This window comes from Bacteroides sp. AF32-8BH (assembly GCF_003435205.1).
GTDB classification, from domain to species: Bacteria; Bacteroidota; Bacteroidia; order Bacteroidales; family Bacteroidaceae; genus Bacteroides; species Bacteroides ovatus.
In genome coordinates this window covers 1-25,315 of record NZ_QVLZ01000017.1, presented here as the reverse complement: position 1 = coordinate 25,315, position 25,315 = coordinate 1, and the positions used below count along the sequence as shown (strand labels likewise).

The 25,315-nt window shown below is 40.9% G+C and carries 27 protein-coding genes and 1 tRNA gene; 13 read left to right on the top strand and 15 right to left on the bottom strand.

What is annotated here, in order from left to right:
- Positions 1-22: 22 nt before the first annotated feature.
- Genes DWZ47_RS13410 through DWZ47_RS13390 form a run of 5 tightly spaced genes read right to left on the bottom strand, consistent with a single transcriptional unit; the run spans position 23 to position 3,490 of the window.
- Positions 23-604, bottom strand: a complete 582-nt coding sequence (locus tag DWZ47_RS13410) for a manganese efflux pump MntP family protein (protein WP_004325313.1) — start codon at positions 602-604, stop codon at positions 23-25.
- A 6-nt stretch (positions 605-610) separates the two neighbouring features.
- A complete protein-coding gene (locus DWZ47_RS13405) occupies positions 611-1,360 on the bottom strand; it encodes a DUF6048 family protein (RefSeq protein WP_004302039.1) in 750 nt (249 codons plus the stop codon).
- Entirely contained in the window at positions 1,344-1,928 is a 585-nt protein-coding gene (locus tag DWZ47_RS13400) for a DUF6452 family protein (protein ID WP_004302040.1), read from the bottom strand. Before DWZ47_RS13400 ends, DWZ47_RS13405 begins: the two co-directional genes overlap by 17 nt.
- A gap of 21 nt (positions 1,929-1,949) precedes the next feature.
- A complete protein-coding gene (locus DWZ47_RS13395; RefSeq protein WP_004302041.1) occupies positions 1,950-2,900 on the bottom strand; it encodes a glycosyltransferase family 2 protein in 951 nt (316 codons plus the stop codon).
- Positions 2,901-2,932: 32 nt separating this feature from the next.
- Complete coding sequence (locus DWZ47_RS13390; protein WP_015532571.1) at positions 2,933-3,490, bottom strand: DUF4199 domain-containing protein; 558 nt, start codon at positions 3,488-3,490, stop codon at positions 2,933-2,935.
- A 308-nt stretch (positions 3,491-3,798) separates the two neighbouring features.
- On the opposite strand from DWZ47_RS13390, the gene DWZ47_RS13380 reads away from it, so the two are divergent.
- A tRNA-Thr gene (locus DWZ47_RS13380) sits at positions 3,799-3,872 on the top strand.
- Between the two features lie 169 nt (positions 3,873-4,041).
- Here DWZ47_RS13380 and DWZ47_RS13375 read toward each other — a convergent pair.
- From DWZ47_RS13375 to DWZ47_RS13350, 6 genes are all read right to left on the bottom strand, one after another.
- Entirely contained in the window at positions 4,042-4,515 is a 474-nt protein-coding gene (locus tag DWZ47_RS13375; RefSeq protein WP_004309775.1) for a hypothetical protein, read from the bottom strand.
- Positions 4,516-4,917: 402 nt separating this feature from the next.
- Complete coding sequence (gene eno, locus DWZ47_RS13370; protein WP_004302046.1) at positions 4,918-6,198, bottom strand: phosphopyruvate hydratase; 1,281 nt, start codon at positions 6,196-6,198, stop codon at positions 4,918-4,920.
- Positions 6,199-6,377: 179 nt separating this feature from the next.
- Positions 6,378-7,040, bottom strand: coding sequence for a pentapeptide repeat-containing protein (locus tag DWZ47_RS13365; RefSeq protein ID WP_004302047.1), 663 nt, complete (start codon positions 7,038-7,040; stop codon positions 6,378-6,380).
- Positions 7,041-7,070: 30 nt separating this feature from the next.
- Entirely contained in the window at positions 7,071-7,448 is a 378-nt protein-coding gene (gene crcB, locus DWZ47_RS13360) for a fluoride efflux transporter CrcB (RefSeq protein WP_004302048.1), read from the bottom strand.
- Positions 7,449-7,466: 18 nt separating this feature from the next.
- Positions 7,467-8,231, bottom strand: coding sequence for a hypothetical protein (locus tag DWZ47_RS13355; protein ID WP_117513462.1), 765 nt, complete (start codon positions 8,229-8,231; stop codon positions 7,467-7,469).
- Between the two features lie 10 nt (positions 8,232-8,241).
- Entirely contained in the window at positions 8,242-9,075 is an 834-nt protein-coding gene (locus DWZ47_RS13350; RefSeq protein ID WP_117513460.1) for a M23 family metallopeptidase, read from the bottom strand.
- A 268-nt stretch (positions 9,076-9,343) separates the two neighbouring features.
- Between DWZ47_RS13350 and DWZ47_RS13345 the strand changes: the two genes are divergently transcribed.
- From DWZ47_RS13345 to DWZ47_RS13320, 6 genes are all read left to right on the top strand, one after another.
- Positions 9,344-11,503, top strand: a complete 2,160-nt coding sequence (locus DWZ47_RS13345; protein WP_004325317.1) for a glycoside hydrolase family 97 protein — start codon at positions 9,344-9,346, stop codon at positions 11,501-11,503.
- Positions 11,504-11,667: 164 nt separating this feature from the next.
- Positions 11,668-13,077, top strand: a complete 1,410-nt coding sequence (locus tag DWZ47_RS13340) for an amidophosphoribosyltransferase (protein WP_004302052.1) — start codon at positions 11,668-11,670, stop codon at positions 13,075-13,077.
- 152 nt (positions 13,078-13,229) lie between these two features.
- Positions 13,230-14,453 (top strand): peptidase T, encoded by a 1,224-nt coding sequence (gene pepT, locus DWZ47_RS13335; RefSeq protein WP_004302053.1) that lies wholly within the window; start codon positions 13,230-13,232, stop codon positions 14,451-14,453.
- A gap of 61 nt (positions 14,454-14,514) precedes the next feature.
- Positions 14,515-15,600 carry a glycine cleavage system aminomethyltransferase GcvT gene (gcvT, locus tag DWZ47_RS13330; RefSeq protein ID WP_004302054.1) on the top strand — a complete coding sequence of 362 codons (1,086 nt, stop codon included), beginning with the start codon at positions 14,515-14,517 and terminating at the stop codon, positions 15,598-15,600.
- A 151-nt stretch (positions 15,601-15,751) separates the two neighbouring features.
- Positions 15,752-18,025, top strand: a complete 2,274-nt coding sequence (locus DWZ47_RS13325; RefSeq protein ID WP_004302056.1) for a cation:proton antiporter — start codon at positions 15,752-15,754, stop codon at positions 18,023-18,025.
- 49 nt (positions 18,026-18,074) lie between these two features.
- Positions 18,075-18,500 carry an HIT family protein gene (locus DWZ47_RS13320; protein ID WP_004302057.1) on the top strand — a complete coding sequence of 142 codons (426 nt, stop codon included), beginning with the start codon at positions 18,075-18,077 and terminating at the stop codon, positions 18,498-18,500.
- Between the two features lie 134 nt (positions 18,501-18,634).
- Here the strand turns inward: DWZ47_RS13320 and DWZ47_RS13315 are convergent, their stop codons facing one another.
- The 4 genes from DWZ47_RS13315 to DWZ47_RS13300 form a co-directional block, all read right to left on the bottom strand.
- Positions 18,635-19,051: an RNA-binding S4 domain-containing protein gene (locus DWZ47_RS13315; RefSeq protein WP_004302058.1), complete on the bottom strand. Its 417-nt coding sequence runs from the start codon at positions 19,049-19,051 to the stop codon at positions 18,635-18,637.
- A 101-nt stretch (positions 19,052-19,152) separates the two neighbouring features.
- Positions 19,153-19,719, bottom strand: coding sequence for an aminoacyl-tRNA hydrolase (pth, locus tag DWZ47_RS13310; protein WP_032849357.1), 567 nt, complete (start codon positions 19,717-19,719; stop codon positions 19,153-19,155).
- Between the two features lie 136 nt (positions 19,720-19,855).
- Positions 19,856-20,446: a 50S ribosomal protein L25/general stress protein Ctc gene (locus DWZ47_RS13305; RefSeq protein ID WP_117513459.1), complete on the bottom strand. Its 591-nt coding sequence runs from the start codon at positions 20,444-20,446 to the stop codon at positions 19,856-19,858.
- Positions 20,447-20,583: 137 nt separating this feature from the next.
- Positions 20,584-20,985: a PUR family DNA/RNA-binding protein gene (locus DWZ47_RS13300; RefSeq protein WP_004302061.1), complete on the bottom strand. Its 402-nt coding sequence runs from the start codon at positions 20,983-20,985 to the stop codon at positions 20,584-20,586.
- A 168-nt stretch (positions 20,986-21,153) separates the two neighbouring features.
- Here DWZ47_RS13300 and nusB point away from each other — a divergent pair, with 168 nt between their 5' ends.
- The 6 genes from nusB to DWZ47_RS13270 all read left to right on the top strand — a co-directional run bounded on the left by nusB (position 21,154) and on the right by DWZ47_RS13270 (position 25,257).
- Positions 21,154-22,080: a transcription antitermination factor NusB gene (gene nusB, locus DWZ47_RS13295; protein ID WP_004302062.1), complete on the top strand. Its 927-nt coding sequence runs from the start codon at positions 21,154-21,156 to the stop codon at positions 22,078-22,080.
- A gap of 39 nt (positions 22,081-22,119) precedes the next feature.
- Positions 22,120-22,443 carry a preprotein translocase subunit YajC gene (gene yajC, locus DWZ47_RS13290; protein ID WP_004302063.1) on the top strand — a complete coding sequence of 108 codons (324 nt, stop codon included), beginning with the start codon at positions 22,120-22,122 and terminating at the stop codon, positions 22,441-22,443.
- A gap of 20 nt (positions 22,444-22,463) precedes the next feature.
- On the top strand, positions 22,464-23,477 hold the full coding sequence (locus DWZ47_RS13285; protein ID WP_004305632.1) for a CdaR family protein: 1,014 nt from the start codon (positions 22,464-22,466) through the stop codon (positions 23,475-23,477).
- Complete coding sequence (coaE, locus tag DWZ47_RS13280) at positions 23,467-24,084, top strand: dephospho-CoA kinase (RefSeq protein ID WP_004305634.1); 618 nt, start codon at positions 23,467-23,469, stop codon at positions 24,082-24,084. The genes DWZ47_RS13285 and coaE overlap by 11 nt, the downstream gene beginning before the upstream one ends.
- 20 nt (positions 24,085-24,104) lie before the next feature.
- Complete coding sequence (locus DWZ47_RS13275) at positions 24,105-24,533, top strand: DUF5606 domain-containing protein (RefSeq protein ID WP_004302066.1); 429 nt, start codon at positions 24,105-24,107, stop codon at positions 24,531-24,533.
- A gap of 475 nt (positions 24,534-25,008) precedes the next feature.
- Positions 25,009-25,257: a hypothetical protein gene (locus DWZ47_RS13270; RefSeq protein ID WP_004302068.1), complete on the top strand. Its 249-nt coding sequence runs from the start codon at positions 25,009-25,011 to the stop codon at positions 25,255-25,257.
- Positions 25,258-25,315 lie beyond the last annotated feature (58 nt).

The window sequence follows — 25,315 nt, the reverse complement described above, 5'->3', positions numbered from 1 at the left end:
CTATTTGATGAGAAAACTCGTTTTATTGAAGAAATAAATGTTCAATTAATATCTTTAGTCCGATAATGACTAGAATGATACCTCCCCATAACTCAGCTTTCAGTTTCCGGGCGATGCCGCAGCCACATTGGATACCAAAGATCAGACCGATGAGTGACATGACAAATGAAACAAATCCGATAATGCTGATAGGAGGGAGGATTTCGGTATAATCCTGAACTCCCAGAAAGGCAAAGGAAATGCCGATTGCCAATGCATCAATACTCGTGGCTATTGCCATGGTTAATACCACTTTCGGATTTGCCGGATTGAACAGTTTACAACATTCTTCTTCTTTGAAAGATTCTAAAATCATTCGTCCGCCTAAGAAGGCAAGGATCGCGAAAGCAATCCAATGGTCTACACTTTCTATAAGATGACTGAATGTCTTTGCACACATCCATCCGATAAATGGCATGATTGCCTGAAAAAAGCCGAAAGCAAAAGCCATGACTAGCATGGGTTTCCAACGGGTACGTTTCAAAATAATACCGCTTGCAATTGAGACAGCGAAACAATCCATCGCCAGACCTATTGCAAGCAGCCAAATCTCTAGTCCTGTCATTGTATTCTAAAGAGGCAATTTATAAATAAGGGAATAAGTGATTCCCATGTTATTTGATTTAAACTTTCCGTAACCGGGCACGTACCATGGGTCTCCATATTCTCCGGTAGATGCTTTGGTTTTGTATTTCATACGTACTGACCACCCCATGTTGAAGTTTTTGTAAATACGTACTTTGACGCCTAAAACGATTTCCAGCCATTGCACCGATCCTTTCATACCCAGATGGCTGAATGGCACACTTCCTCCCCAATAACCGTCTTCCAAACTGGGGTTACCTATTACATCTCCCCAGATAGGATCATCTGCCGGCATTGTGGAAACGTCATATTTAAATGAACTGAATGCATAGCGAAGTCCTGCATACAAGTAGCTGTTCTTCTCTTTCTTCTTTGCCATGGTGTTGTAGTCCACACCGATTCGGAAGAATGGGGCCATTTTGCTCTTATAGTGTATGCCTGTTTCACTCCAGGTATCTGTTCCTCCCATACCAAACTCAATGGTAGGGATGAATTTATTCTTGAGGTTAACGGCTACGCTGACTTCAGAACTCATAAAGTCGCCTCCCAGCAGCTTGCTTCCAATGCCATATAAATCCACACCGACATACGTACCATTGTAGAGCGGAATGGTATCTATCTCGGCAACCTCTTTTTTCTTCTGATCTCTTTTGGGCGTTTGCGCCGGACGTTGCTGTTGTGCCAGCAACGGAAGCCCAATGCAAAAGAGCAGAAGCAGACTAATTAGTCGTTTCATCAGGTGTGCGTTCTGGCCGATAATTATAGAATATCTGCAAGTTCTCGATTTCATTTGTATTGGCTTCTTTATTTTTTATATGAAGAGAATCTATCTGATCCGGCTGCCCGTTGCCATAGGGAGGAGGATTACCCGGTCTTCCCGGTTTTCCAAATTTAGCGCTGATTATATTTTGTTTCATCATATAACCACATTCCATGGACTGGAAATAAGGGGTATTCTGTTGTACAATGTATAATGTGTCAACATCTTTTTCTCTACGTTTGGGATCGTATCTGAATATGAACACAGTAGTGTCACTTGTGTATCGTAGTGGCAACATCAGGGTATGCACATTCTTTTCATTGTTCAGGATGATAGAGTCGGTGCCCAATGCTGTGATTGTTAATGAATCAAGCGTGTCTTTTAATGCAATAGTAGGGTTATCCGGATTAATGGTATATATTGTGCAGTACATCATCGGACGTCCTGCCAATGAGCAATCGTTCTCATCCGAGCAGGCACTGTGTAAGCTGACTGCACCGCCAATGATAGTCAATATGAGAAAGATACGAATTAAATTCTTCATAGTCAGTTTATTGAATGTGAATCAAATTTTCTTTTCTATCTGATAGTTATTCCGTTCCGGTGCATTGCGCGAGATGAGTTCGCCAAGGAATCCGGCTAAGAATAATTGCGTACCTATAATCATTGCCGTAAGTGACAAATAGAAATAGGGAGAGTCGGTCACCAGTCGGTAGGGGAGACCGTTGTACATGGCATATAGTTTGCTGGCACCTACGATGATGACAGAAATCATTCCTATCAGAAACATCAATGATCCCAACAGTCCGAAGAAATGCATCGGCTTGATGCCGAATCTGGAAAGGAACCAAAGAGAGAGTAAATCCAGATACCCGTTCACGAAACGGTTTAGTCCGAATTTTGTTGTGCCGTATTTACGCGCCTGGTGGTGTACCACCTTTTCACCGATTTTCTTGAATCCGGCGTTCTTTGCCAGATAAGGTATATAACGATGCATCTCACCGTACACTTCGATATGTTTTACGACCTCTTTGCGATAGGCTTTCAATCCGCAGTTGAAGTCGTGCAGGTTTTTGATGCCTGATACTTTGCGGGCAGTAGCATTAAACAACTTGGTGGGCAGTGTTTTTGAAATAGGATCATATCTCTTTTGCTTCCAGCCGGATACCAGGTCGTAGCCATCCTTTGTAATCATCCGGTAAAGTTCGGGGATTTCGTCTGGGCTATCTTGTAGGTCCGCATCCATCGTTATGACTACGTTTCCTTCCGCTTCAGCGAATCCACAGTAGAGTGCAGGTGATTTACCGTAGTTACGGCGGAATTTGATACCTTTTACATGTTCCGATTGAGCTTTAAGCTTTTCGATCACTTCCCATGAATGGTCGGTACTTCCATCGTTAACGAAAATCACTTCGAATGAGAATCCGTTGGCTTGCATTACCCGTTCTATCCAAGCATAGAGTTCGGGTAGTGACTCTTCTTCATTGAATAATGGGATTACAACTGATATATCCATTTTTTAATTACTAATTACTTACGAATTACAAATTACGATTGAGACACTCCGTCATTTTCCGGTTTGGCCTTTTTCATTACCATCAATGCGGTGGGAATGGCCAGGATACTTCCCCAAAATACATCCCATGACAATAGTTGCATGGTGATATTGATGGAAGTAAGTGAACGGGCGGTATCTATCGTTTCTTTTATAACTTCTTTGTTTTCTATCAGAGCCGGGGTGTTGGTCATCAGTTCGTCCCACAACTGGATGTAAGAGTTGATGATAAATCCATGATCGATGAATTGGAAATAGGCGTAGTGAGCCACAGCTACCAGCAGAGAAGCAAACATATACATAAATATGGTAAAGAGCATGGCATGTGAAAATTGGATACTTCCTCCGCAAATCTTATCCCGGTACATTTTCGCATAGTGATATCCGATGAAAGGTACGGATAATGTCAGGATTACAAATAAGAGCGAAAGGAAAGGTATGTGGAATCCCAGCGGAAATAATATGAACTTCAATATCCAGTAGATTCCCATATACGTGCCAAAATGCATGGCATATTTTTGTAAATAGCTTCTGTTCTCTGTCATCTTCATTTATAAATTGCGCACAAAGGTACAAATAATATCGGTTGGTAGGGGAAATCTGGTTGTTAAAGTTAATAAAGCAGAGGAAGTTGCTGTCTGAATATTTTTTTGCAATTTTAATTGCCTGAAATGTAGCCTGTTAGTCTTTTGTTAGTAAAAAAGTTGTCTGCAGCTATTGCAGAATACATAAAAATGTCTACCTTTGCAACCGCAAAACGGGTAAGTCCTATACGGCCAGCTCCCTTCGAATCCTCCAGGGCTTGATCGCAGCAAAGGTAGTTGGTTGTAGCGGCGCGATATAGATAGCTTACCCACCCGCCTCTTTAGCTCAGTTGGCCAGAGCACGTGATTTGTAATCTCGGGGTCGTTGGTTCGAATCCGACAAGAGGCTCAAAAAAGGATATATAACAAATCCAAGAAAAAAGCATTCAGGTATTAGTCTGGATGCTTTTTTATATATATTCGCATATTATCGGAATGCACAGTTCCCTAATTGTTGTAATATTCCATTTTTAAGAAAAGCAAAGATTTACAGTTTCTTTTTGATTCATCATTGTTATTCATTCTTGTATATTATGCTCAGGATAGGATCTGAGTAAAAGCATCACATTGGATAAATGGCGTTGCAATATTCCATGAAGTTGCTTGATGATATTTATATTCCCGGAGAGAAAAACGATGAATTGCAGTTGAGAGGCAATTTCTTGGTTCGTTTGTTTGCGTTCTTTACTTTCGATGTTATTTTGCATTAGATAAATGCCTAATGCTTTCTGAATATCGGCTATTCCCTTGTCCCATTCATGTTCGCCAAGTGTTTGAATGAAAGTACAATATTGCTTGAGCTTTTTGCTTAGCTTTTTTAAACTGTTGTATTCGGTGTCAATGGGAGGATTAATGTGCGCAGAGCGTATTATGTTTGACATCTGCAAATAATACGTTTTCATTCCATTTTCAGAATTGAATGTAGTCAGGATATACTGTTTCGTAGCTTCTGAAACCTCTTCCTGTAAGTCTTTTAATTGACTGTTTTCCATAATCATTAGAATTTAAAAGATGAATAATAGATTGATGGGAGAGGAAGAAGTGCTAATAAAAAAGCGGTTTCGCCTGTCCCATTGTCTAACATACCGACGGCAGGTTTAGAGGTGCATTAACACTCTCTATGGGGGTACGAAACCGCCCATATAAGAGTTCACATACGAACATAAAAATGCTCGCTGCGATAGTAGGCAGGTTTCCCCACCGTCTGTTAATATGTTAGACGTTGCAAATGTAGCCTTATTAATTCAATTCGCAAAATATTGGAGATATTTATTGATGCTTAGTGAAGCTAGTTTTCTTACAATGCAAAAAGATTTAGTGAATGGTTAATATGTAAAAATCCCCGGATAATCTAATTGTCCGGGGATGAATTATTCAAGTAAGAGAATATTGAATTATTTAATTCTCTTGTAACCATATACAGCCAAATCTCCCAGTTCCTCTTCAATGCGGAGTAACTGATTGTATTTAGCCATACGGTCTGAGCGGCTTAAAGAACCTGTCTTGATCTGTCCGCTGTTAGTAGCTACTGCGATATCGGCGATAGTAGCATCTTCTGTTTCACCCGAACGGTGAGAAGTAACAGTAGTGTATCCATGACGGTGAGCCATTTCGATAGCGTTCAGTGTTTCTGTCAGCGAACCGATTTGGTTTACTTTAATCAGGATAGAGTTGGCACAGCCTTTTTCGATACCCATTGCAAGGAAATCTACGTTGGTTACGAACAGGTCGTCACCTACCAACTGGCAACGGTTGCCGATGCGTTCGGTCAGCTTTTTCCAGCCTTCCCAGTCGTTTTCGTTCATACCGTCTTCGATAGAGTCGATAGGGAATTTGTTGATTAGTTCTTCCAGGTAGTCAACTTGTTCTGCGGAAGTGCGTTTCTTACCTTTTTCACCTTCAAACTTGGTATAATCGTAAATACCATCGTGGTAGAATTCGGAAGAAGCACAGTCCATACCGATCATAACGTCTTTGCCCGGTTCGTATCCTGCAGCTTTGATAGCGGCCAGAATAGAGTTCAAAGCATCTTCCGTACCCTCGAGGTTAGGTGCGAAACCACCTTCATCACCTACAGCAGTGCTAAGGCCACGGTCTTTCAAAACTTTCTTTAAAGCGTGGAATACTTCAGCACCCATGCGCAGACCTTCTCTGAAAGAAGGAGCACCTACGGGACGGATCATAAATTCCTGGAATGCGATCGGAGCATCGCTATGTGAACCACCGTTGATGATGTTCATCATCGGTACAGGCATTACATACGTATTTGTTCCACCGATATAGCGGTATAGAGGAAGATCCAGATAGTTGGCAGCAGCTTTAGCTACGGCAAGAGATACACCGAGAATAGCGTTAGCACCTAAATTCGATTTAGTCTTAGTGCCGTCCAATGCCAGCATTGTGTAGTCGATACCTCTCTGATTGAGTGAAGACATACCAATCAGTTTCGGAGCGATGATTTTATTTACATTATCAACCGCTTTTTGTACTCCTTTTCCACCATAGCGCTGTTTGTCACCATCGCGAAGTTCCAATGCTTCGTGTTCACCTGTGGAAGCACCTGACGGCACAGATGCACGTCCCATAATGCCGGATTCCAATACTACGTCAACTTCTACTGTGGGGTTACCTCTTGAATCGAGAATTTCTCGAGCTACAATTTTTTCAATTTTCATCGTTTCTATTGTTTTTGAATAAGATTTCTGCAAAAGTACGGACTTGACGGGGAGTGAGAAATCACTATAAATAGGTATTCTTTTTGTGCCTATTCCCTATATGTCGTTAGTCCGACCTTATACTATAACAACGGGACGATGCTTTTTGTTTGAGTGCGGCGGGGTGAATTTGCAGGATTTTAATCTTCGATAATAACCCCTAACAGTGGAAGCAAATCCATTGCTTGCAGGGAAGTGATGACAGCCCCTTTCAGATCGCTGATGTTAAGCGTGATTCCGCTGATACGGGAAGTGCGCAAATCTATTCCGCGAAGCGGAGCGTGTGAAAAATCGGCTTCTACGAGATCGCAACTCTCAAATGCGACGGATGAAAAACGGCAGTCGTTCAGACTTCCGTTGCGGAGCTGGCTGTGTGCAAAACGTACCTGGTTCATTTTACTCATAGCCAGATTGATATAACCTGCGTTGCAGTCATGCAGCAAGACGTGATTCATTGTTGTTTCCGATAAATTGGTACCCAATAGCTTGCAGGAAATGAATTCTACCCGGTAGAGCGAACTTTCAGCGAAAGAAATGTTGGATAAGTCGCAGTTCTCGAACCTGACATCGGTCAGTTGGGAGGAACGGAATTTACATTCGCTGAATGTCTGATGCTGAAAGGTGCAGTTTTTGAAACTTTTATAAGATTTGTCGATGCCTTCTTCTTTTCCTTTGCAGAATAAAAGATGAGAGACGGTTTCTTCTCTGTCGAGCCATTTCTGTAGGGTAATAGTACTGACTTCCTGTTCTTCCATCATGGGAGGAACAACGCGGACGGGTTTGGTTGGGCTTCTTTTAATCATGGCGTAAAGGTAGGATTTATATTCGAATTATTAAATCTGTTTTCCCACATATCCGCCGGCTAACGTTGCGGCTAATCCTATTCCTATACTTAATAATGTATATAGAACAAATGCTCCGTAAAATTCTCCTTTCAGCAGACCTACGCCGTCACTGGAGAAAGTAGAGAACGTTGTGAAACCTCCACATAAACCCGTTGTCAGAAACAAACGGAACTCGAACGGAAGGTGGAATCGCTCTGAAAGGGCATAGAACAGGCCGATGAGAAAACTGCCGAGAAGATTGACCGTGAAAGTGGCCCATGGAAAATGATAAGGGACGATTCGTTCGTGCATTAACAACTGGATGAAATAACGCAGTGCACTACCGGTTCCTCCACCGATAAAGATATAGATAACTTCTTTACTCATTTGATTGAAAGATTGATATTATTTGTAGGCGGCTTCAAAATCTTTTTCGAATTGCTGGAAGCCTCCGGGATAAACAAGATTGATTTGTTTTGAAACGGTTGACGGATCATTTTTGTTTTGCAGAACGGATATGAACTTTTTGAATATCTCGCGGGGAACGCTCTCTATCCAGAAAGTGACAAGCGCATGCGAAAGGATATAAGAGTATTGCTCGTCCGTCATTTGCTGTTTCATAAATTTGCCCTGGCTGCTATTTAAAAATGTAGGAAGGTTTACTTCTCCCAGCATATACATCGTCCGAACTCTCCCTTGTTCGTATTCGGTAAATGTGTGGCGGACTGCTTTTTTGTGAATGGTGCAATGTTCGAAGTACTCCGACAGTCCTTCGTTAAGCCAGCTTGGAGGACGCTTGCCGAGAATCTGCGAAACGAAATGATGACTCAGTTCGTGATAGATAATGGCAAGACTTCTCTCCCGTCCTAAGATGACTGCCTTTTGTAGCTTAGGTGAGTATGCACCACTTGCCTTGATAGGCAGAGACACATTGATACTTTCTAAGTAATCGATTGCTTCTCTTCTATTTTCAAATACATATAGTTGGAGGCTCAGCGTATCGGGCAGTCCGAATTGTGAATAGAAATCAACCTCATGTTGAAGAAACTGTTCTATCTTCTTCCGGTCTTTGTCGGGAAGCGGGTCACCGCCATATTCCACTTTTACGGTTTGGGCATGAAGCAAACCGCAGAAAAAGAATACCGGGAAGAAAAGTAAAAATATGCGCATGATACATCTATTATTTCAGGTTGTGTAGCTTCATATATTTCTTTTTATCACGTTTACTCATGTCCTGCATGATAAGGTCATGGTCGGTCACAGCCTGATAGATGGTTTTCTCTTCCGGTTTCACATCTCCTTCAGTTGTGCGGAATACAGGAATAAAGTGGGAGTAAGGGTATCCGGATGATAATCCTCCTTTGAACTTATTTTCATCCAGAAAAAAGAAAGAGATGGCAGCACCTGTGGGGCCTGCCTTTCCTATGGCTTGTCCAACTTGTACTTCTTCGCCCGGTTCGATAAAATTCTCGTTCATCACCAGATAGGCTGCAAAAGTCTGATCGGGATGATAGATGAGCAGCTGTTGCGGGTTGGTGGTTTTACAGGCTATTCCGCTGCGGGTGGCGTAGATTGTATCACCTTGTTTGATGTGAAAATTCAAGGTCTTGAATGGTTCACGCGGATCGGTTTTCCAGGCTGTCTTTTGATTGTTCTTTACGGGTAAGGCATAAGGAGTCTGAATATTGAAATCTTTAGGAAATTTGCCCCGGTAGAACGCATAAGAAGAGGCACTTTTAAACGGATTGTCTACTTGTGCGTTCTTTTCTATTTTAAATATAGTGTTTTTTCCGTTACTTAAATTGTAGGAACGGTCGTTGGCACGATACAGATAATAGTCGCAATAGTCTTCATTGTAGTAATTGAGTTCGGTAGCTCCCTGAGCATCTTTTTCCCATTTTGACTCGATGATACCGTATGGACGTTCCAGCAGTTTACGTAAAGACTGCGCGGAAGTGCAGCTGGCGGACAATGTGAAAATCAATAGAGCGATCAATTTAAGGTGCTGTGCCATATTCTAAATAGTAAAGTGTTTATTGATATAGTTGGGATAATACGTTGCAAATATAGAAAGATTATGTAATATGCGTCTTTAATCCTTTTAATTTCTTCACCATAGACACTATATTTTTTCTAGCTTCTGGATTTGTTATCTGCTTTATATTTAAATGTTTATCCCGTTTCAACTTCTATATCCTTCTATATTTTCTTTATAAAGAAAAACACCTCTATTGTTTCCTGTCTATCTTTGCCATACGATTATTAACTAACTCATTTATATCATGAAGAACATGAAAATAGGAACTGCAATATGGGTCTGCCTGTTGCTCTCTTTTTTCTTCGGCACATCAGCAAAGGCCGAAAGTATCACTTCTCCAGACGGACAATTAAAACTTAATTTCTCTGTCAACATGCAAGGAGAACCGGTGTATGAACTCTCTTATAAAGGAAAAGAGGTGATTAAACCTTCGAAACTGGGACTGGAATTGAAAAATGATCCCGGACTGATGAATGGATTCACTCTGGCCGATATTAAAACTTCTGCTTTTGATGAAACATGGGAACCGGTGTGGGGAGAGGTGAAATCGATCCGCAACCATTATAATGAAATGGCTGTTACCCTGAATCAAAAGGCGCAAGATCGTAATCTGATTATTTGTTTTCGTCTTTATAATGATGGCTTGGGGTTCCGCTATGAGTTCCCGCAGCAAAAGAATCTGAATTACTTCGTTATAAAAGAAGAACATTCGCAGTTTGCTATGGCCGGCGATCATACGGCATTCTGGATTCCAGGCGATTATGATACGCAGGAATATGACTATACCGAATCCAAGCTTTCAGAGATTCGCGGATTGTTGCAAGGGGCAATTACTCCAAATGCTTCTCAAACTCCTTTTTCACCAACAGGTGTGCAGACATCTTTGCAAATGAAGACAGCCGACGGGTTGTATATCAATCTGCATGAAGCGGCTTTGGTTGATTATTCTTGTATGCATCTGAACCTTGACGATCAGAACCTGATTTTTGAATCATGGCTGACTCCTGATGCAAAAGGGGATAAAGGTTATATGCAAACGCCTTGCCGTTCACCCTGGCGCACGGTGATTGTCAGTGATGATGCTCGTGATATTCTGGCTTCCAAATTGACTTTGAACTTGAATGAACCTTGTGCCTACGAAGATGTTTCCTGGATTAAGCCGGTGAAATACATCGGTGTGTGGTGGGAAATGATTACCGGAAAAAGTTCCTGGTCGTACACGGATGATGTTTATTCTGTGAAACTGGGACAGACGGATTATTCCCAAACAAAACCGAGCGGACGTCATGCGGCCAATAATGACAAAGTGAAGCGTTACATTGACTTTGCTTCGGAACATGGATTCGACCAGATCTTAGTGGAAGGCTGGAATGAAGGCTGGGAAGACTGGTTCGGAAATTCGAAGGATTATGTCTTTGATTTCGTAACTCCGTATCCTGATTTTGACGTGAAGATGCTCAATGCGTATGCAAAGGAAAAAGGAGTGAAGCTGATGATGCATCACGAGACTTCCGCTTCTGTACGTAACTACGAGCGTCATCTTGATAAAGCCTATCAGTTTATGATAGATAACGGATACAATGCTGTGAAGAGCGGGTATGTAGGTAATATTATTCCGCGTGGAGAACATCATTACGGACAGTGGATGAACAATCATTATTTATATGCGGTGGAAAAAGCGGCCGAATATAAGATCTGTGTAAATGCTCACGAAGCAACCCGTCCGACAGGATTATGTCGCACATATCCGAATCTGATCGGTAATGAATCGGCTCGTGGCACGGAATATGAAGCTTTTGCAGGCAACAAACCGTTCCATACCACCTTGCTTCCTTTCACCCGTCAGATTGGTGGACCGATGGATTATACACCGGGTATCTTTGATACAAAACTTTCTTTCCTGTCAGGCGACCACAGTTTTGTACGTACAACTTTGGCAAAACAGTTGGCACTTTATGTAACGATGTACAGTCCTTTGCAAATGGCAGCCGACCTTCCGGAGAGTTACGAACGTCACATGGATGCATTTCAATTTATCAAGGATGTAGCCGTTGATTGGGATGACAGCAAGTATCTGGAAGCGGAACCGGGAGATTATATTACCGTAGCACGTAAGGCAAAAGGTACTGATAACTGGTTTGTAGGTGGTATCACCGATGAGAATCCCCGTACTTCTGCTTTTACACTTGATTTTCTCGAACCGGGAAAACAATATGTAGCTACTCTTTATGCTGACGGAAAGGAGGCGGATTTTGAAAAGAATCCTACTTCTTACCAGATAAAAAAAGGACTTGTTACAAACAAGAATAAGATGTCTGTGAAGCTGGCACGTAGCGGAGGATTTGCAGTAAGTTTGATTGAAGCAACTCCCGCTGACTTGAAAACGATCAAGAAATGGAAATAAGATTCCGGTAAAAAGATTGTTTCCGGATTCCCCGCTTTTTAATAAATATTAGTTGTGCTTCGCAAAGAAAACTAAAACTTTGCGGAGCGCTTTTTTTATAGGACGAATTCTTTTTTGTACTTTTGCGCCATCTTTTTTAAAACATCATCAATAAAGAGAACAACATGGGAGGTTTTTTCGGAACAGTCTCGAAAACTAGCTGCGTGACTGATTTATTCTACGGCACAGATTATAACTCACATCTGGGTACCAAGCGAGGAGGACTCGCAACATACAGTGAGGAAAAAGGTTTTATACGCTCCATTCACAATTTGGAAAGTACTTATTTCCGAACCAAGTTTGAAGGAGAACTGGACAAATTCAAAGGAAACGCCGGCATCGGCATCATTAGCGACACAGACGCACAACCTATCATCATCAATTCTCACCTCGGGCGCTTCGCCATTGTCACAGTCGCTAAAATAGTCAATATCCAGGAATTGGAAGAAGAACTTCTCAGTCAAAACATGCACTTCGCCGAACTTAGTTCGAGCAACACCAACCAGACGGAACTTATCGCATTACTTATTATACAAGGCAGAACTTTTGTGGAAGGTATCGAAAATGTGTTTAAGCACATTAAGGGCTCTTGTTCGATGTTGCTTCTGACGGAAGATGGTAGTATCATCGCTGCCCGTGACCGATGGGGACGTACTCCGGTGGTGATTGGAAGGAAAGACGGTGCTTATGCTGCAACGAGCGAATCGTCCAGTTTTCCGAATCTGGATTATGAGATTGAGAGATATTTAGGTCCCGGTGAGATTGTCCGTATGTATGACGATCATGTTGACCAGCTTCGCAAGCCCAATGAGGATATGCAGATTTGCTCGTTTTTGTGGGTGTACTACGGTTTCCCGACTTCTTGTTATGAAGGAAAGAATGTAGAGGAAGTGCGTTTCACCAGCGGATTGAAAATGGGACAGACAGATGAATCGGAAGTGGATTGTGCTTGCGGTATTCCTGATTCGGGAGTGGGTATGGCTTTAGGATATGCCGAAGGAAAGGGGGTTCCTTACCATCGTGCTATTTCAAAATATACACCGACATGGCCTCGTAGCTTCACTCCGAGCAATCAGGAGATGCGTTCGCTTGTTGCTAAGATGAAGTTGATTCCCAACCGTGCCATGCTGCAAAATAAACGTTTGTTGTTCTGTGACGATTCAATCGTGCGGGGAACTCAATTACGTGACAATGTGAAGATTCTGTATGATTACGGAGCAAAGGAGGTGCACATGCGTATCGCTTGTCCGCCATTGATTTATGCTTGTCCGTTTGTTGGTTTTTCGGCTTCTAAAAATGCATTGGAGTTGATTACCCGTCGTATTATCAAGGAACTGGAAGGGGATGAGAATAAGAACCTGGAGAAATATGCTACTACCGGTTCTCCGGAATACGATAAGATGGTTAGTATTATTGCAGAGCGTTTCGGTCTCAGTTCATTGAAGTTTAATACACTGGAAACGCTGATTGAGGCTATCGGATTACCTAAATGCAAGGTTTGTACACATTGCTTTGATGGTAGCAGCCATTTTTAAAGTAGTCAAATAGGATATTTAAGTATCCGGATAAAAGTATACAATAAAAAGAGCCGTGAATTGCTTTGTAATTCACGGCTCTTTTTTTACCTTTACGGCACTATAAACTATCAATTTGTAAATTGTAATTAGTAACTTGTAATTAAAACAATATGACTTTAGTAGACAGATTTTTAAAGTATGTAAGCTTCGATACACAATCTGATGAATCGACAGGGCTTACTCCAAGTACTCCGAAGCAGATGATTTTTGCTGAATACTTGAAAAAAGAGTTGGAATCTTTGGGATTGGAAGATATTACTTTGGATGAGCATGGCTATCTTTTTGCTACACTTCCTGCCAATATAAATAAAGAAGTACCCACTATCGGGTTTATTGCCCACATGGATACAAGTCCTGATATGACGGGTAAAGATGTCACTCCGCGCATTGTGGAAAAGTATGACGGTTCGGATATTGTGCTTTGTGCTGAAGAGAATGTAGTCCTTTCTCCATCACAATTCCCGGAATTGCTGGATCATAAGGGAGAAGACTTGATTGTAACCAACGGAAAAACGTTGCTCGGTGCCGACGACAAAGCCGGTATCGCGGAAATTGTATCAGCGATGGTTTATCTGAAGGAACATCCCGAAATCAAACACGGTAAAATCCGTATCGGCTTCAATCCTGACGAAGAAATCGGTGAAGGTGCTCATAAATTCGATGTAGAGAAATTCGGTTGTGAATGGGGATATACGATGGATGGAGGTGAAGTAGGGGAGTTGGAGTTTGAGAACTTTAATGCTGCTGCCGCAAAAATAACCTTTAAAGGACGTAATGTGCATCCGGGATATGCCAAGGATAAGATGATTAACTCTATCTATCTTGCCAATCAGTTTATTACGATGCTTCCCTCACAGGAAAGACCGGAACATACGACCGGCTATGAAGGATTCTATCATTTGATTGGTATTCAGGGGGATGTGGAGCAAAGCACTGTGTCTTATATCATCCGCGATCATGACCGTGCAAAATTTGAGAACCGTAAAAAAGAGATAGAACGTCTGGTAGCTCAAATGAACGCTGAATATGGAGCTGGTACTGCGACACTCGAACTGCGCGACCAGTATTATAATATGCGTGAGAAAATAGAACCGGTAATGCACATCATCGATACTGCTTTTGCAGCTATGGAAGCCGTGGGTGTGAAACCGAATGTAAAACCGATTCGTGGAGGTACGGATGGTGCGCAGCTTTCTTTTAAGGGATTGCCTTGTCCGAATATCTTTGCCGGTGGTCTGAATTTCCACGGTCGTTACGAATTTGTGCCTATCCAGAATATGGAGAAAGCAATGAAAGTGATCGTAAAAATAGCAGAACTGGTGGCTTCCAAATAAAAAGACGGTAAGCTCCGGTAATACTTAATACCTGATACTTAAAACTTAATACTTTAAAATAATGAAAACCACTCCGTTTACAGAGAAACATATAGCACTTGGTGCTAAAATGCACGAGTTTGCAGGTTATAATATGCCTATTGAATACTCCGGTATCATTGATGAACACATAACTGTTTGTCAAGGTGTCGGTGTATTTGATGTATCGCACATGGGAGAATTTTGGGTGAAAGGACCGCAAGCGTTGGCCTTTCTGCAGAAAATAACATCTAACAATGTGGCGGCACTGGCTCCGGGTAAAATACAATATACTTGTTTTCCGAATGAGGATGGGGGGATTGTAGATGATTTGCTGGTTTATCAGTATGAACCGGAAAAATACATGTTGGTGGTGAATGCTTCCAATATGGAAAAAGACTGGAACTGGTGTGTTTCTCACAATACGGAGGGAGCCGAGTTGGAAAATTCGTCGGATAACATAGCTCAACTTGCTATACAGGGTCCGAAGGCTATTTCGGTTCTGCAAAAGTTGACGGATATTGATCTTGCTACTATTCCTTATTATACATTTAAGGTTGGAACGTTTGCAAGTGAAGAGAATGTGATTATCTCCAATACGGGTTATACCGGTGCGGGAGGTTTTGAGCTTTATTTCTATCCGTCTGCGGCTGATTCTATATGGAAGGCTATTTTTGAAGCTGGTGAAGAGTATGGCATTAAACCTATCGGTTTGGGTGCCCGTGATACGCTCCGGTTGGAAATGGGCTTCTGTCTGTATGGCAATGATCTGGATGATACGACTTCTCCGATAGAAGCCGGATTGGGATGGATCACTAAGTTTGTGGAGGGCAAGGATTTTGTCAACCGTCCGATGCTGGAAAAACAGAAAGCGGAAGGTGTTACCCGTAAACTGGTTGGCTTTGAAATGGTTGATCGCGGAATTCCCCGTCATGGCTATGAACTGGTGAATGATGAAGGCGAGAAAGTGGGAGTGGTGACCTCCGGTACGATGTCGCCTACCCGTAAGATTGGTATCGGTATGGGATATGTGAAACCGGAATATAGTAAGGTGGGTACGGAAATCTGTATCGATATGCGTGGTCGGAAATTGAAAGCTGTGGTAGTGAAACCGCCTTTTAGAAAGTAAAAAATAAGCTTGTTATTGTGTATAGCCCCGGATAAGTTACGACTCTATCCGGGGCTAACTTATTTTATGATGGTTATTGCAAAACATATTCGTAAATATGTTGTTTATCCCATAGAAATAATATAATTTTGTCATCAAATACGATAAAATAATGTCTCAATTACCTACTCTTATAGCTGACCTCGCACTTATATTGATTTGTGCCGGTGTTATGACTTTGTTGTTTAAGAAGTTGAAACAACCTCTGGTCTTGGGATATGTAGTTGCCGGATTTCTGGCAAGTCCGCATATGCCGTATACTCCTTCAGTGATGGATACTGCCAATATTAAGACTTGGGCGGATATTGGTGTTATTTTCTTGCTGTTTGCTCTTGGTTTGGAATTTAGTTTTAAGAAGATTGTCAAGGTGGGTGGTTCTGCCATCATTGCTGCCTGTACCATCATCTTTTGTATGATTTTGTTGGGAATAGGAGTCGGCATGGGTTTCGGCTGGCACAGGATGGACAGTCTGTTCTTGGGCGGTATGATTGCGATGTCGTCTACTACTATTATTTATAAAGCTTTTGATGATTTAGGATTAAGGAAGAAGCAGTTCACCGGACTTGTGTTGAGTATCTTGATTTTGGAAGATATTTTGGCTATTGTATTAATGGTGATGCTTTCCACTATGGCGGTAAGCCAACATTTTGAAGGTACCGAGATGTTGGAGAGTATCGGGAAATTATTGTTTTTCCTTATTCTGTGGTTTGTTGTCGGTATCTATCTGATTCCTGAATTCTTGAAACGCTGCCGGAAATTGATGGGAGAGGAGACTCTGCTTATTGTGTCGTTGGCACTTTGTTTCGGTATGGTAGTGATGGCGGCTCATACAGGATTTTCTGCTGCATTTGGTGCATTTATAATGGGATCTATTCTGGCGGAAACAATCGAGGCGGAATCCATAGACCGGCTGGTGAAACCGGTAAAGGATCTTTTTGGAGCTATCTTTTTCGTATCGGTCGGTATGATGGTGGATCCTGCAATGATTGTAGAATATGCCGTACCTATTATAGTTATTACTTTGGCTGTTATCTTGGGACAGGCCGTTTTTGGTACATTCGGTGTTATTCTCTCCGGAAAGCCTTTAAAGACGGCTATGCAATGCGGCTTTAGTTTAACGCAGATCGGCGAATTTGCGTTTATTATTGCTTCTTTGGGAGTCTCTTTGCATGTAACGAGTGATTTTCTGTATCCGATAGTGGTAGCGGTTTCTGTGATTACTACTTTCCTGACTCCTTATATGATTCGTTTTGCCGAGCCGGCTTCTACTTTTGTGGATGCTCATCTTCCGGAATCATGGAAAAAAATAATGATGCGTTATTCTTCCGGTTCGCAAACAGCTCTGAATCACGAGAATTTGTGGAAGAAGTTAATCTTGTCAATGGTACGTATAACAGTTGTTTATTCAATTGTCAGTATGTCGATTATTGCACTTTCTTTTCGTTTTGTTGTGCCATTCTTTAAAGAGAATCTGCCTCATTTCTGGGCATCGTTGTTGGGAGCGGTATTTATGATTCTGTGTATTGCTCCTTTCTTGCGTGCCATTATGGTGAAGAAAAATCATTCGGTTGAGTTTATGACCTTATGGCATGATAGCCGTGCCAACCGCGCGCCGCTGGTATCGACAATCGTGATTCGTATTATGATAGCGGCACTTTTTGTCATCTTTGTTATTTCCGGATTATTTAAGGCGTCTATCGGATTGATTATTGGAGTGGCTGTACTTATTGTATTGTTGATGGTATGGTCTCGCCGTTTGAAAAAGCAATCGATATTGATTGAACGTCGTTTCTTCCAGAATCTCCGTTCCAGAGATGTACGTGCAGAGTATCTGGGAGAGAAAAAGCCGGAGTATGCCGGTCGTTTGTTGTCGCATGATTTGCATCTTGCCGATATGGAAATTCCGGGTGAATCCAGTTGGGCGGGAAAGACATTGATGGAGCTGAACTTGGGGAAGAAGTTTGGAGTTCATGTTGCTTCTATTCTTCGTGGAAAGAGGAGGATTAATATCCCCGGTGGTTCTGTTCGTCTGTTTCCAATGGATAAGATACAGGTGATAGGGACGGATGAACAATTAAGTGTGTTTAATGAGGCGATGCAAAACGGAGCGAAGATAGACTGGGAGGTTTATGAAAAGAGCGAGATGGCTTTGAAGCAGTTTATCATTGACAGTGATTCTGTTTTTCTGGGTAAAACGATTCGTGAATCGGGTATCCGCGACAAATATCATTGTATGATAGCCGGTGTTGAAAGTGAAGACGGTACACTGATGGTTCCTGATGTAAATGCTCCGCTCGAAGAAGGCGATGTTGTTTGGGTGGTAGGCGAAAAAGAGGATGTGTACCAATTAGTCGATCAAAAAAACGAAAAAGTACAAGCCGGATAAGAATGGAATACTTATTTTTGCAACGATAAAAACTTAAAATAATAATATCATGAAGAGTGATCCGAAAGAATGTCTGTATTGCCAGAACAATGAAACGCTGCATAATCTGATGATTGAGATTGCGCAATTGAGTGTGTCACGTGTGTTTTTGTTTAAGGAACAAACCTACCGTGGACGTTGTCTTGTTTCTTATAAAGACCATGTGAACGATTTGAATGAATTGAGTGATGAAGACCGTAATGCTTTTATGGCAGATGTAGCGCGTGTCACTCGTGCCATGCAAAAAGCTTTCCAGCCGGAAAAGATTAATTATGGTGCTTACTCGGATAAATTGTCTCATTTGCATTTTCATTTAGCACCTAAATATGTGGATGGACCTGATTATGGAGGTATATTCCAAATGAACCCGGGAAAGGTTTATCTGACTGACGCAGAATATCAGGAACTGATTGATGCTGTTAAAGCGAATCTGTAAAAAGAAAGGGCGAACTGCAACTCTATAAGTGGTAAGCTATACAAATCGTAAACAATGAACGGTGAGCAAGCCTGTGGATATAACGCAGTCTGTTCACCGTTCATTGTTTACGATTCATCGTTTTTCTATTTATCCTATTCTTCAAAATCGAAATCAAAGTCAAAATCATCCATAAACTCTGGAGTTGTAAATTCTTCCAGTTCCCGGCGATCTTTCTTGGTCGGGCGTCCGGTTCCACGTGCCCGGTCTACGAATCCGCTGATTTTGCTCATTTCAAGTAATTCATATTGATCGGGAGTCGTTACATTTTCCATCATTTCCGATACCAGTTTGGCTCCTACACGTTTCTCAATCGGTTGTAATACTTTGAATGAGTATGTGATAGGTGGTTTCTTCACTTGAATAACATCACCCGGTTTTATCATACGGGCAGCTTTGACCAGCGAACCGTTGATGGTAATACGTCCTTTTTTGCAGGCTTCTGCTGCAATCGTACGTGTCTTGAAGATGCGGACAGCCCACATCCATTTATCTATTCTTGCTTCAGCCATTTTAGTTAGTTATTTAGTGATAAATAATTAGTCGGTTAGTGGACGTTATCATTGATCGCTAACCGTTCATTGCTATCTTTATTTTTTATAGAACAGGTTCATCATTTCTTGTTGAACTGGTTCATTGTGATGTCGATGCCGGCAAGACAGAAACTTTTGATAATTTCCCCTGCCATCTCCAGTCTTTCATCCATTGTCTTCCAGTCTTCATCAGTGAAGTGACCGAGTACGTAATCGATTTGTCCGCCACGTGGAAAATCACTCCCGATTCCAAAACGCAGACGGGCATAGTTTTGAGTGCCCAGAATGGCGGCAATATGCTTCAATCCGTTATGGCCTGCATCACTTCCTTTTCCTTTTAGGCGTAACGTTCCGAAAGGAAGAGCCAGGTCATCTACTACGATCAGCACATTTTCCAATGGAATATTTTCTTTCTGCATCCAATAGCGAACGGCCAATCCACTCAGGTTCATAAAAGTCGATGGCTTGAGCAGGATCAACTGACGTCCTTTGATGGAAAAGCTGGTGGTGAATCCATAGCGTCCATCCATAAAAGGAGGAGCATTGTTAATTCTGGCCAATGCTTCTACTGTCATGAATCCGATATTATGTCGGGTTTCATGATACTCGGGACCAATGTTTCCCAGTCCGACAACTAAATATTTTATCATCGTTTTTCCGTAAAACAGTTCATTAATATAGAAAGAGAAACGCAGATTAATACAAATTAATGCAGACTGAACATCTGCTTTAATCTGCATTAATCTGCGTTTGAAGTATATCTCTTTACAGGGATAATCTCAATTACTTGCCAGCGGCTGCTGCTGCACCTCTTGCTGCACGAGTCAACTTAACAGCACATACAACGGCTTCTTTAGCACTAATCAGTTCAAGGCCTTCGAAGCTCAATTCGCCAACTTTAACAGTCTTGCCCAATCCCAGGTGAGAAACGTTAACGATCAGTTTCTCAGGAATTACATTGTACAAAGCTTTCACTTTGATCTTACGCATCTGCAGTGCAAGTTTACCACCGGCTTTCACACCTTCTGCAAGACCTTCCAACTGTACAGGTACTTCCATTACGATAGGTTTAGCTTCGTCAATCTGATAGAAGTCAACGTGCAGGATAGTATCTTTTACCGGATGGAACTGAATATCTTTCAGGATAGCGTTTACTTTTTTGCCATCGATAACCAAGTCTACAACGTAGATGTGCGGAGTATAAACTAAGTTACGAAGTCCTTCGTTAGTCACTGTGAAGTGAACTACTTCATTACCTCCGTAAAGTACACAAGGTACACCACCGTTCCTACGAATTTCTTTCAAAGCTCTAGCTTGTTCAGAAGAGCGTTCTGCAATTGTTCTTGCAGTTCCTTTTACTTCAATTGATTTCATTTCTTTAAAAATTTGTGTTACTCTAAATTAAGTTAGCTTGCTTAATTCACCATCACACGATGTGGATTATCACACGATGTTGCAAAAAAGCGGTGCAAAAGTACGTCTTTTTTTTGAAATATCAAAGAGTTACTTTCTTAAAAGTCAATATCGATCTTAATTTCGCTCTCTAACTTGTTTTCCCGGGCTTCTTCGATTGCTTTCTGTTCACTTTCTTCATCCGCTTCGGTGTTCAGGCGGGCGATGTATTCGTTCGCATCACTGCACTCAATGAAGTTGACTGCTTCTTCGAGTCCTGCCATAAACTTCTGAAAGTCCTCCCTATATAGGAAGATTTTGTGTTTTTCGAAACTAACCTGAGAATCGTCACCTTCTCCCGTTATCACTTTCTTACTCTCTGTAATAGCCAGGAACATTTCATCTTTACGATTCTTCTTTACGTCAAGGTAATAGATGCGTTTACCTGCTTTAATGGACTTGGAGAATACAATCTCCTTATCATTCATGTCTGCGCTCATTTTCTTTTTTAAATCTTCCATATCTTTCGGTCCGTTTATAATCGGCCTCAAAATTGGATATTTTTTTTAAACTGTCAAAAGAAAAAGCGCAGAGAATCAAATACTGCATTAAAAAATGTGATTTATTAGTGGAAACTCATTAAAAATATCTACTTTTGCAGTTCGATAACAACAGTATTAATTTGAATTATGATCAACAGAGTTCTTATTCGTCTTAAGATTATACAGATAGTATATGCCTATTATCAAAATGGCAGCAAAAATCTAGACTCAGCGGAGAAAGAGTTATTCTTTAGTCTTTCAAAGGCGTATGACCTTTATAATTATTTGCTAATGCTGATGATAGCATTGACAGAGTATGCACAAAAACGTATTGATGCGGCAAAAGCTAAATTGGCACCTACGAAAGAGGAGTTGTATCCCAACAGGAAGTTCGTAGATAACAAGTTTATTGCTCAATTGGAAGTCAATAAGCAATTGGTAGAGTTTATAGCCAATCAAAAAAGAACCTGGGCAAACGACCAGGACTTCATCAAGGAACTTTATGAGAAAATTGTAGAAACCGATATCTATAAAGATTATATGGCTTCTGACGACCACTCATACGAGGCCGATCGTGAATTATGGAGAAAACTCTATAAAACATACATCTTTAATAATGATTCTCTCGATCAGGTATTGGAAGATCAGAGTCTGTATTGGAATGATGACAAAGAAATTGTAGATACATTCGTCCTGAAAACGATCAAACGTTTTGATGAAAAGAAGGGTGCCAACCAGGAACTGCTTCCGGAATTTAAGGATGACGAAGATCAAGAGTTTGCACGTCGTCTGTTCCGTCGTACTATTTTGAATTCCGACTATTACCGTCATTTGGTTAGTGAGAATACAAAAAATTGGGATCTGGACCGTATTGCATTTATGGATGTTATCATTATGCAGACTGCATTAGCAGAAATTCTTAGTTTCCCGAACATTCCGGTCAGTGTTTCGTTAAATGAATATGTAGAGATAGCGAAGTTGTATAGCACAGCTAAAAGCGGTAGCTTTATCAACGGTACGCTGGATGGAATAGTTAATCAATTAAAAAAAGAAGGTAAGTTGACTAAAAACTGATACCTTTGTCCATATAGTAGAAACTAAAACAGATTATTTATGAACGTATTGACTGTATTATTGCAAGCTCCTGCCGGTGCTGCCGGAGGTGGAAGTATGATGTGGATCATGCTGATAGCTATGTTTGTTATCATGTATTTCTTTATGATCCGTCCTCAGAATAAGAAGCAAAAAGAAATAGCAAATTTCCGTAAATCTCTTCAGGTAAATCAGAATGTGATTACTGCAGGTGGTATCCACGGAACAATCAAGGAAATTACTGACGATTACATAGTACTTGAGATTGCTTCTAATGTAAAGATTAAAATAGACAAGAATTCTATTTTCGCTGATGCTTCAGCTGCTAGCAATCAATCTAAATAATAGTTGATAAATAAGTGCCTATGTTTGATCGTAGGAAAATAGAATATACATATTTAAAACTATCAAAGAAAATTAAGGATTTTCTGCTCAGTGATAAGAGCAGAGAGTTCTTAATTTTTTTATTTTTCTTCTTGATAGCCGGTGGATTTTGGCTGCTTCAGACTCTGAATAGTGACTATGAAGCCGAGTTCTCCATTCCGGTACGAATAAAAGATGTTCCCAATAATGTAGTGCTGACTTCGGAACCGCCTTCCGAACTTCGCGTCAGAGTGAAAGATAAAGGTACGGTGCTGCTCAATTATATGCTGGGGAAAAGTTTTTTCCCGGTAAATCTAGGTTTTCTTGATTATAAAGGAAAAGATAATCATGTGAAGATTTACGCATCTGATTTTGAGAAAAAGATATTGAGTCAATTGAATGTGTCTTCCAAAATTCTTTCAATCAAGCCGGATACATTAGAGTATATCTATTCTGAAGGAAAGTCTAAGTTAGTACCTGTCCGCTTTCAGGGGAAAGTGACAGCCGGACTTCAATATTATGTATCAGATACGATTTGTAATCCGGATTCTGTATTAGTTTATGCTCCGGAAGGAATTCTGGATACTATCACCACCGCATATACTCAAAAGATAAATCTGGAGAATATTTCAGATACAACCCGGCGACGAATTCCGCTGAATTCTGAAAGAGGAGTGAAGTTTGTTCCGGCTTCGGTAGAAATGATATTTCCGGTAGATATTTATACGGAGAAAACAGTAGAGGTGCCATTACACGGAGTTAATTTCCCAGCCGATAAGGCATTGCGTACCTTCCCTTCCAAAGTTCAGATTACTTTTCAGGTGGGGTTGAAGCGGTTTCGCAGCATAAAAGCAAGCGATTTTATCATCAATATTTCTTATGAAGAGTTGTTGAAGCTGGGTTCTGATAAATATACGGTTAAATTGAAGTCGTTCCCAAGTGGAATCAATCAAATCCGTATTGTTCCTGAGCAAGTAGACTTCTTGATAGAACAAATTACTTCTAATGTCGATTAAGATTGGTATAACCGGTGGTATCGGTAGCGGGAAAAGTGTGGTTTCCAGATTATTTGGAATAATGGGAATTCCTGTTTATATTTCAGATATAGAAGCAAAGCGTATCACGCAGACAGATCCGGTGATTTGTCAGGAACTTTGTGCGCTGGTCGGTCAGGATGTGTTTCAAAATGGTGTGTTGAATCGTTCTTTGCTGGCATCCTATATGTTCGGTCATCCGAATCGTGTGCAGAAAGTGAATGAAATTATTCATCCACAGGTGAAAGAAGATTTTCGTCGGTGGGCTGCCCGGTTTGGTGGTGAACAATTGGTAGGTATGGAGTCTGCCATACTTGTGGAAGCCGGTTTTAGGAGTGAAGTTGATTTTCTGGTTATGGTGTATGCGCCGCTGGAAGTGAGAGTGGAGCGCGCCATAAAACGGGATTGTTCATCGAGAGAACAGGTGATGAAGCGTATTGAGGCACAAATGAGTGATGAAGTTAAGAGAAGTCATGCTGATTTCGTGATAGTCAATGATGATGAAACATCGTTAATTCCGCAGGTTTTGGAGCTTATTTCTTTGCTATCTAAAAATAATCATTACCTTTGCTCCGCAAAAAATAATTAATAAATAAAAGGATATATACTATGTTGAAGACTATCTTGTCTATCTCAGGTAAACCGGGATTATACAAACTTATTTCGCAAGGAAAAAATATGTTGATTGTTGAATCAGTCAATGCTGAGAAGAAACGTTTCCCCGCTTATGGTAATGAAAAAATTATTTCTTTGGCCGATATAGCAATGTATACGGACGATGCAGAAGTGCCTTTGTATGATGTGCTGGAAGCTATAAAAGAGAAAGAGAAATCAGCGCAGGCTTCTATCGACCCGAAAAAGGCTACTCCTGAACAATTGCGTGAATACTTGGCTGAAGTATTACCAAACTTTGATCGTGAACGCGTATATGTAGCAGATATCAAGAAATTGGTAGCTTGGTATAACATTTTGATTTCTAATGGAATCACAGAATTTAAACCGGAAGGTGAAGTTAAGGAAGAAGCAGCTGCAGAATAATCTGTACCGTTTATTTAATCAAAAATAGAGAACATGATAAGCATTTTAAATGCTTATCATGTTTTTTCGTATAAACACTTGTATGTTCAGAAAAAAATTAGTATTATTTGGGTAATCTTTTACTAAAATAAATATCTTCTACTTATATTGTAAATAATGATGCTTTTTTATGTATCTTTGTCGCTGTTCACTATTCTTGGGAATAGCAGTAGTGAACGGTGAATAACAATAGAGAACAAAAGCGTTATAAAGATATTATTCAAGACTTGAGATCTGGACAATATTGAACTACTTAGGAATAATGTTTAAACGCTCGTGTTCTGCCATGTATGTAAATATGTGGTTGAACATTAGTTGTTTTGCATGATTTAGCTAGTAGATGTCTAAAGCGTCAAGGGGGGATAATTGTAGTAAGTTCCCACGCTTTTTATTTTTAATAGCCTTCTAGGGGAGCAGATGGTTTTTGATGTAGGGTATGGAGACAATAACAAATAAAGAAGTAAACGTCCGTTTGGACAATGAAAAAGGGACATTATGCCTGACAGGTTTGTTGGCAGGTACAATGGTATTCCTTTACGATTCACAGGGAGAATTAAAAGGCAAACATAAATTTGCTTTGCCTTTATTGACTATGGAAATCCCTCAACAGGGTACCTATGTTTTGGTAATGAGCCATCCGAATTGCCAACCGGAAGTCCGGAGATTTACATATTCAGGGATATAAATAATGAGGTTGTGTCAAAACGCTGACACAGCCTTTTTTTATGCGCAAAGCCCAGACT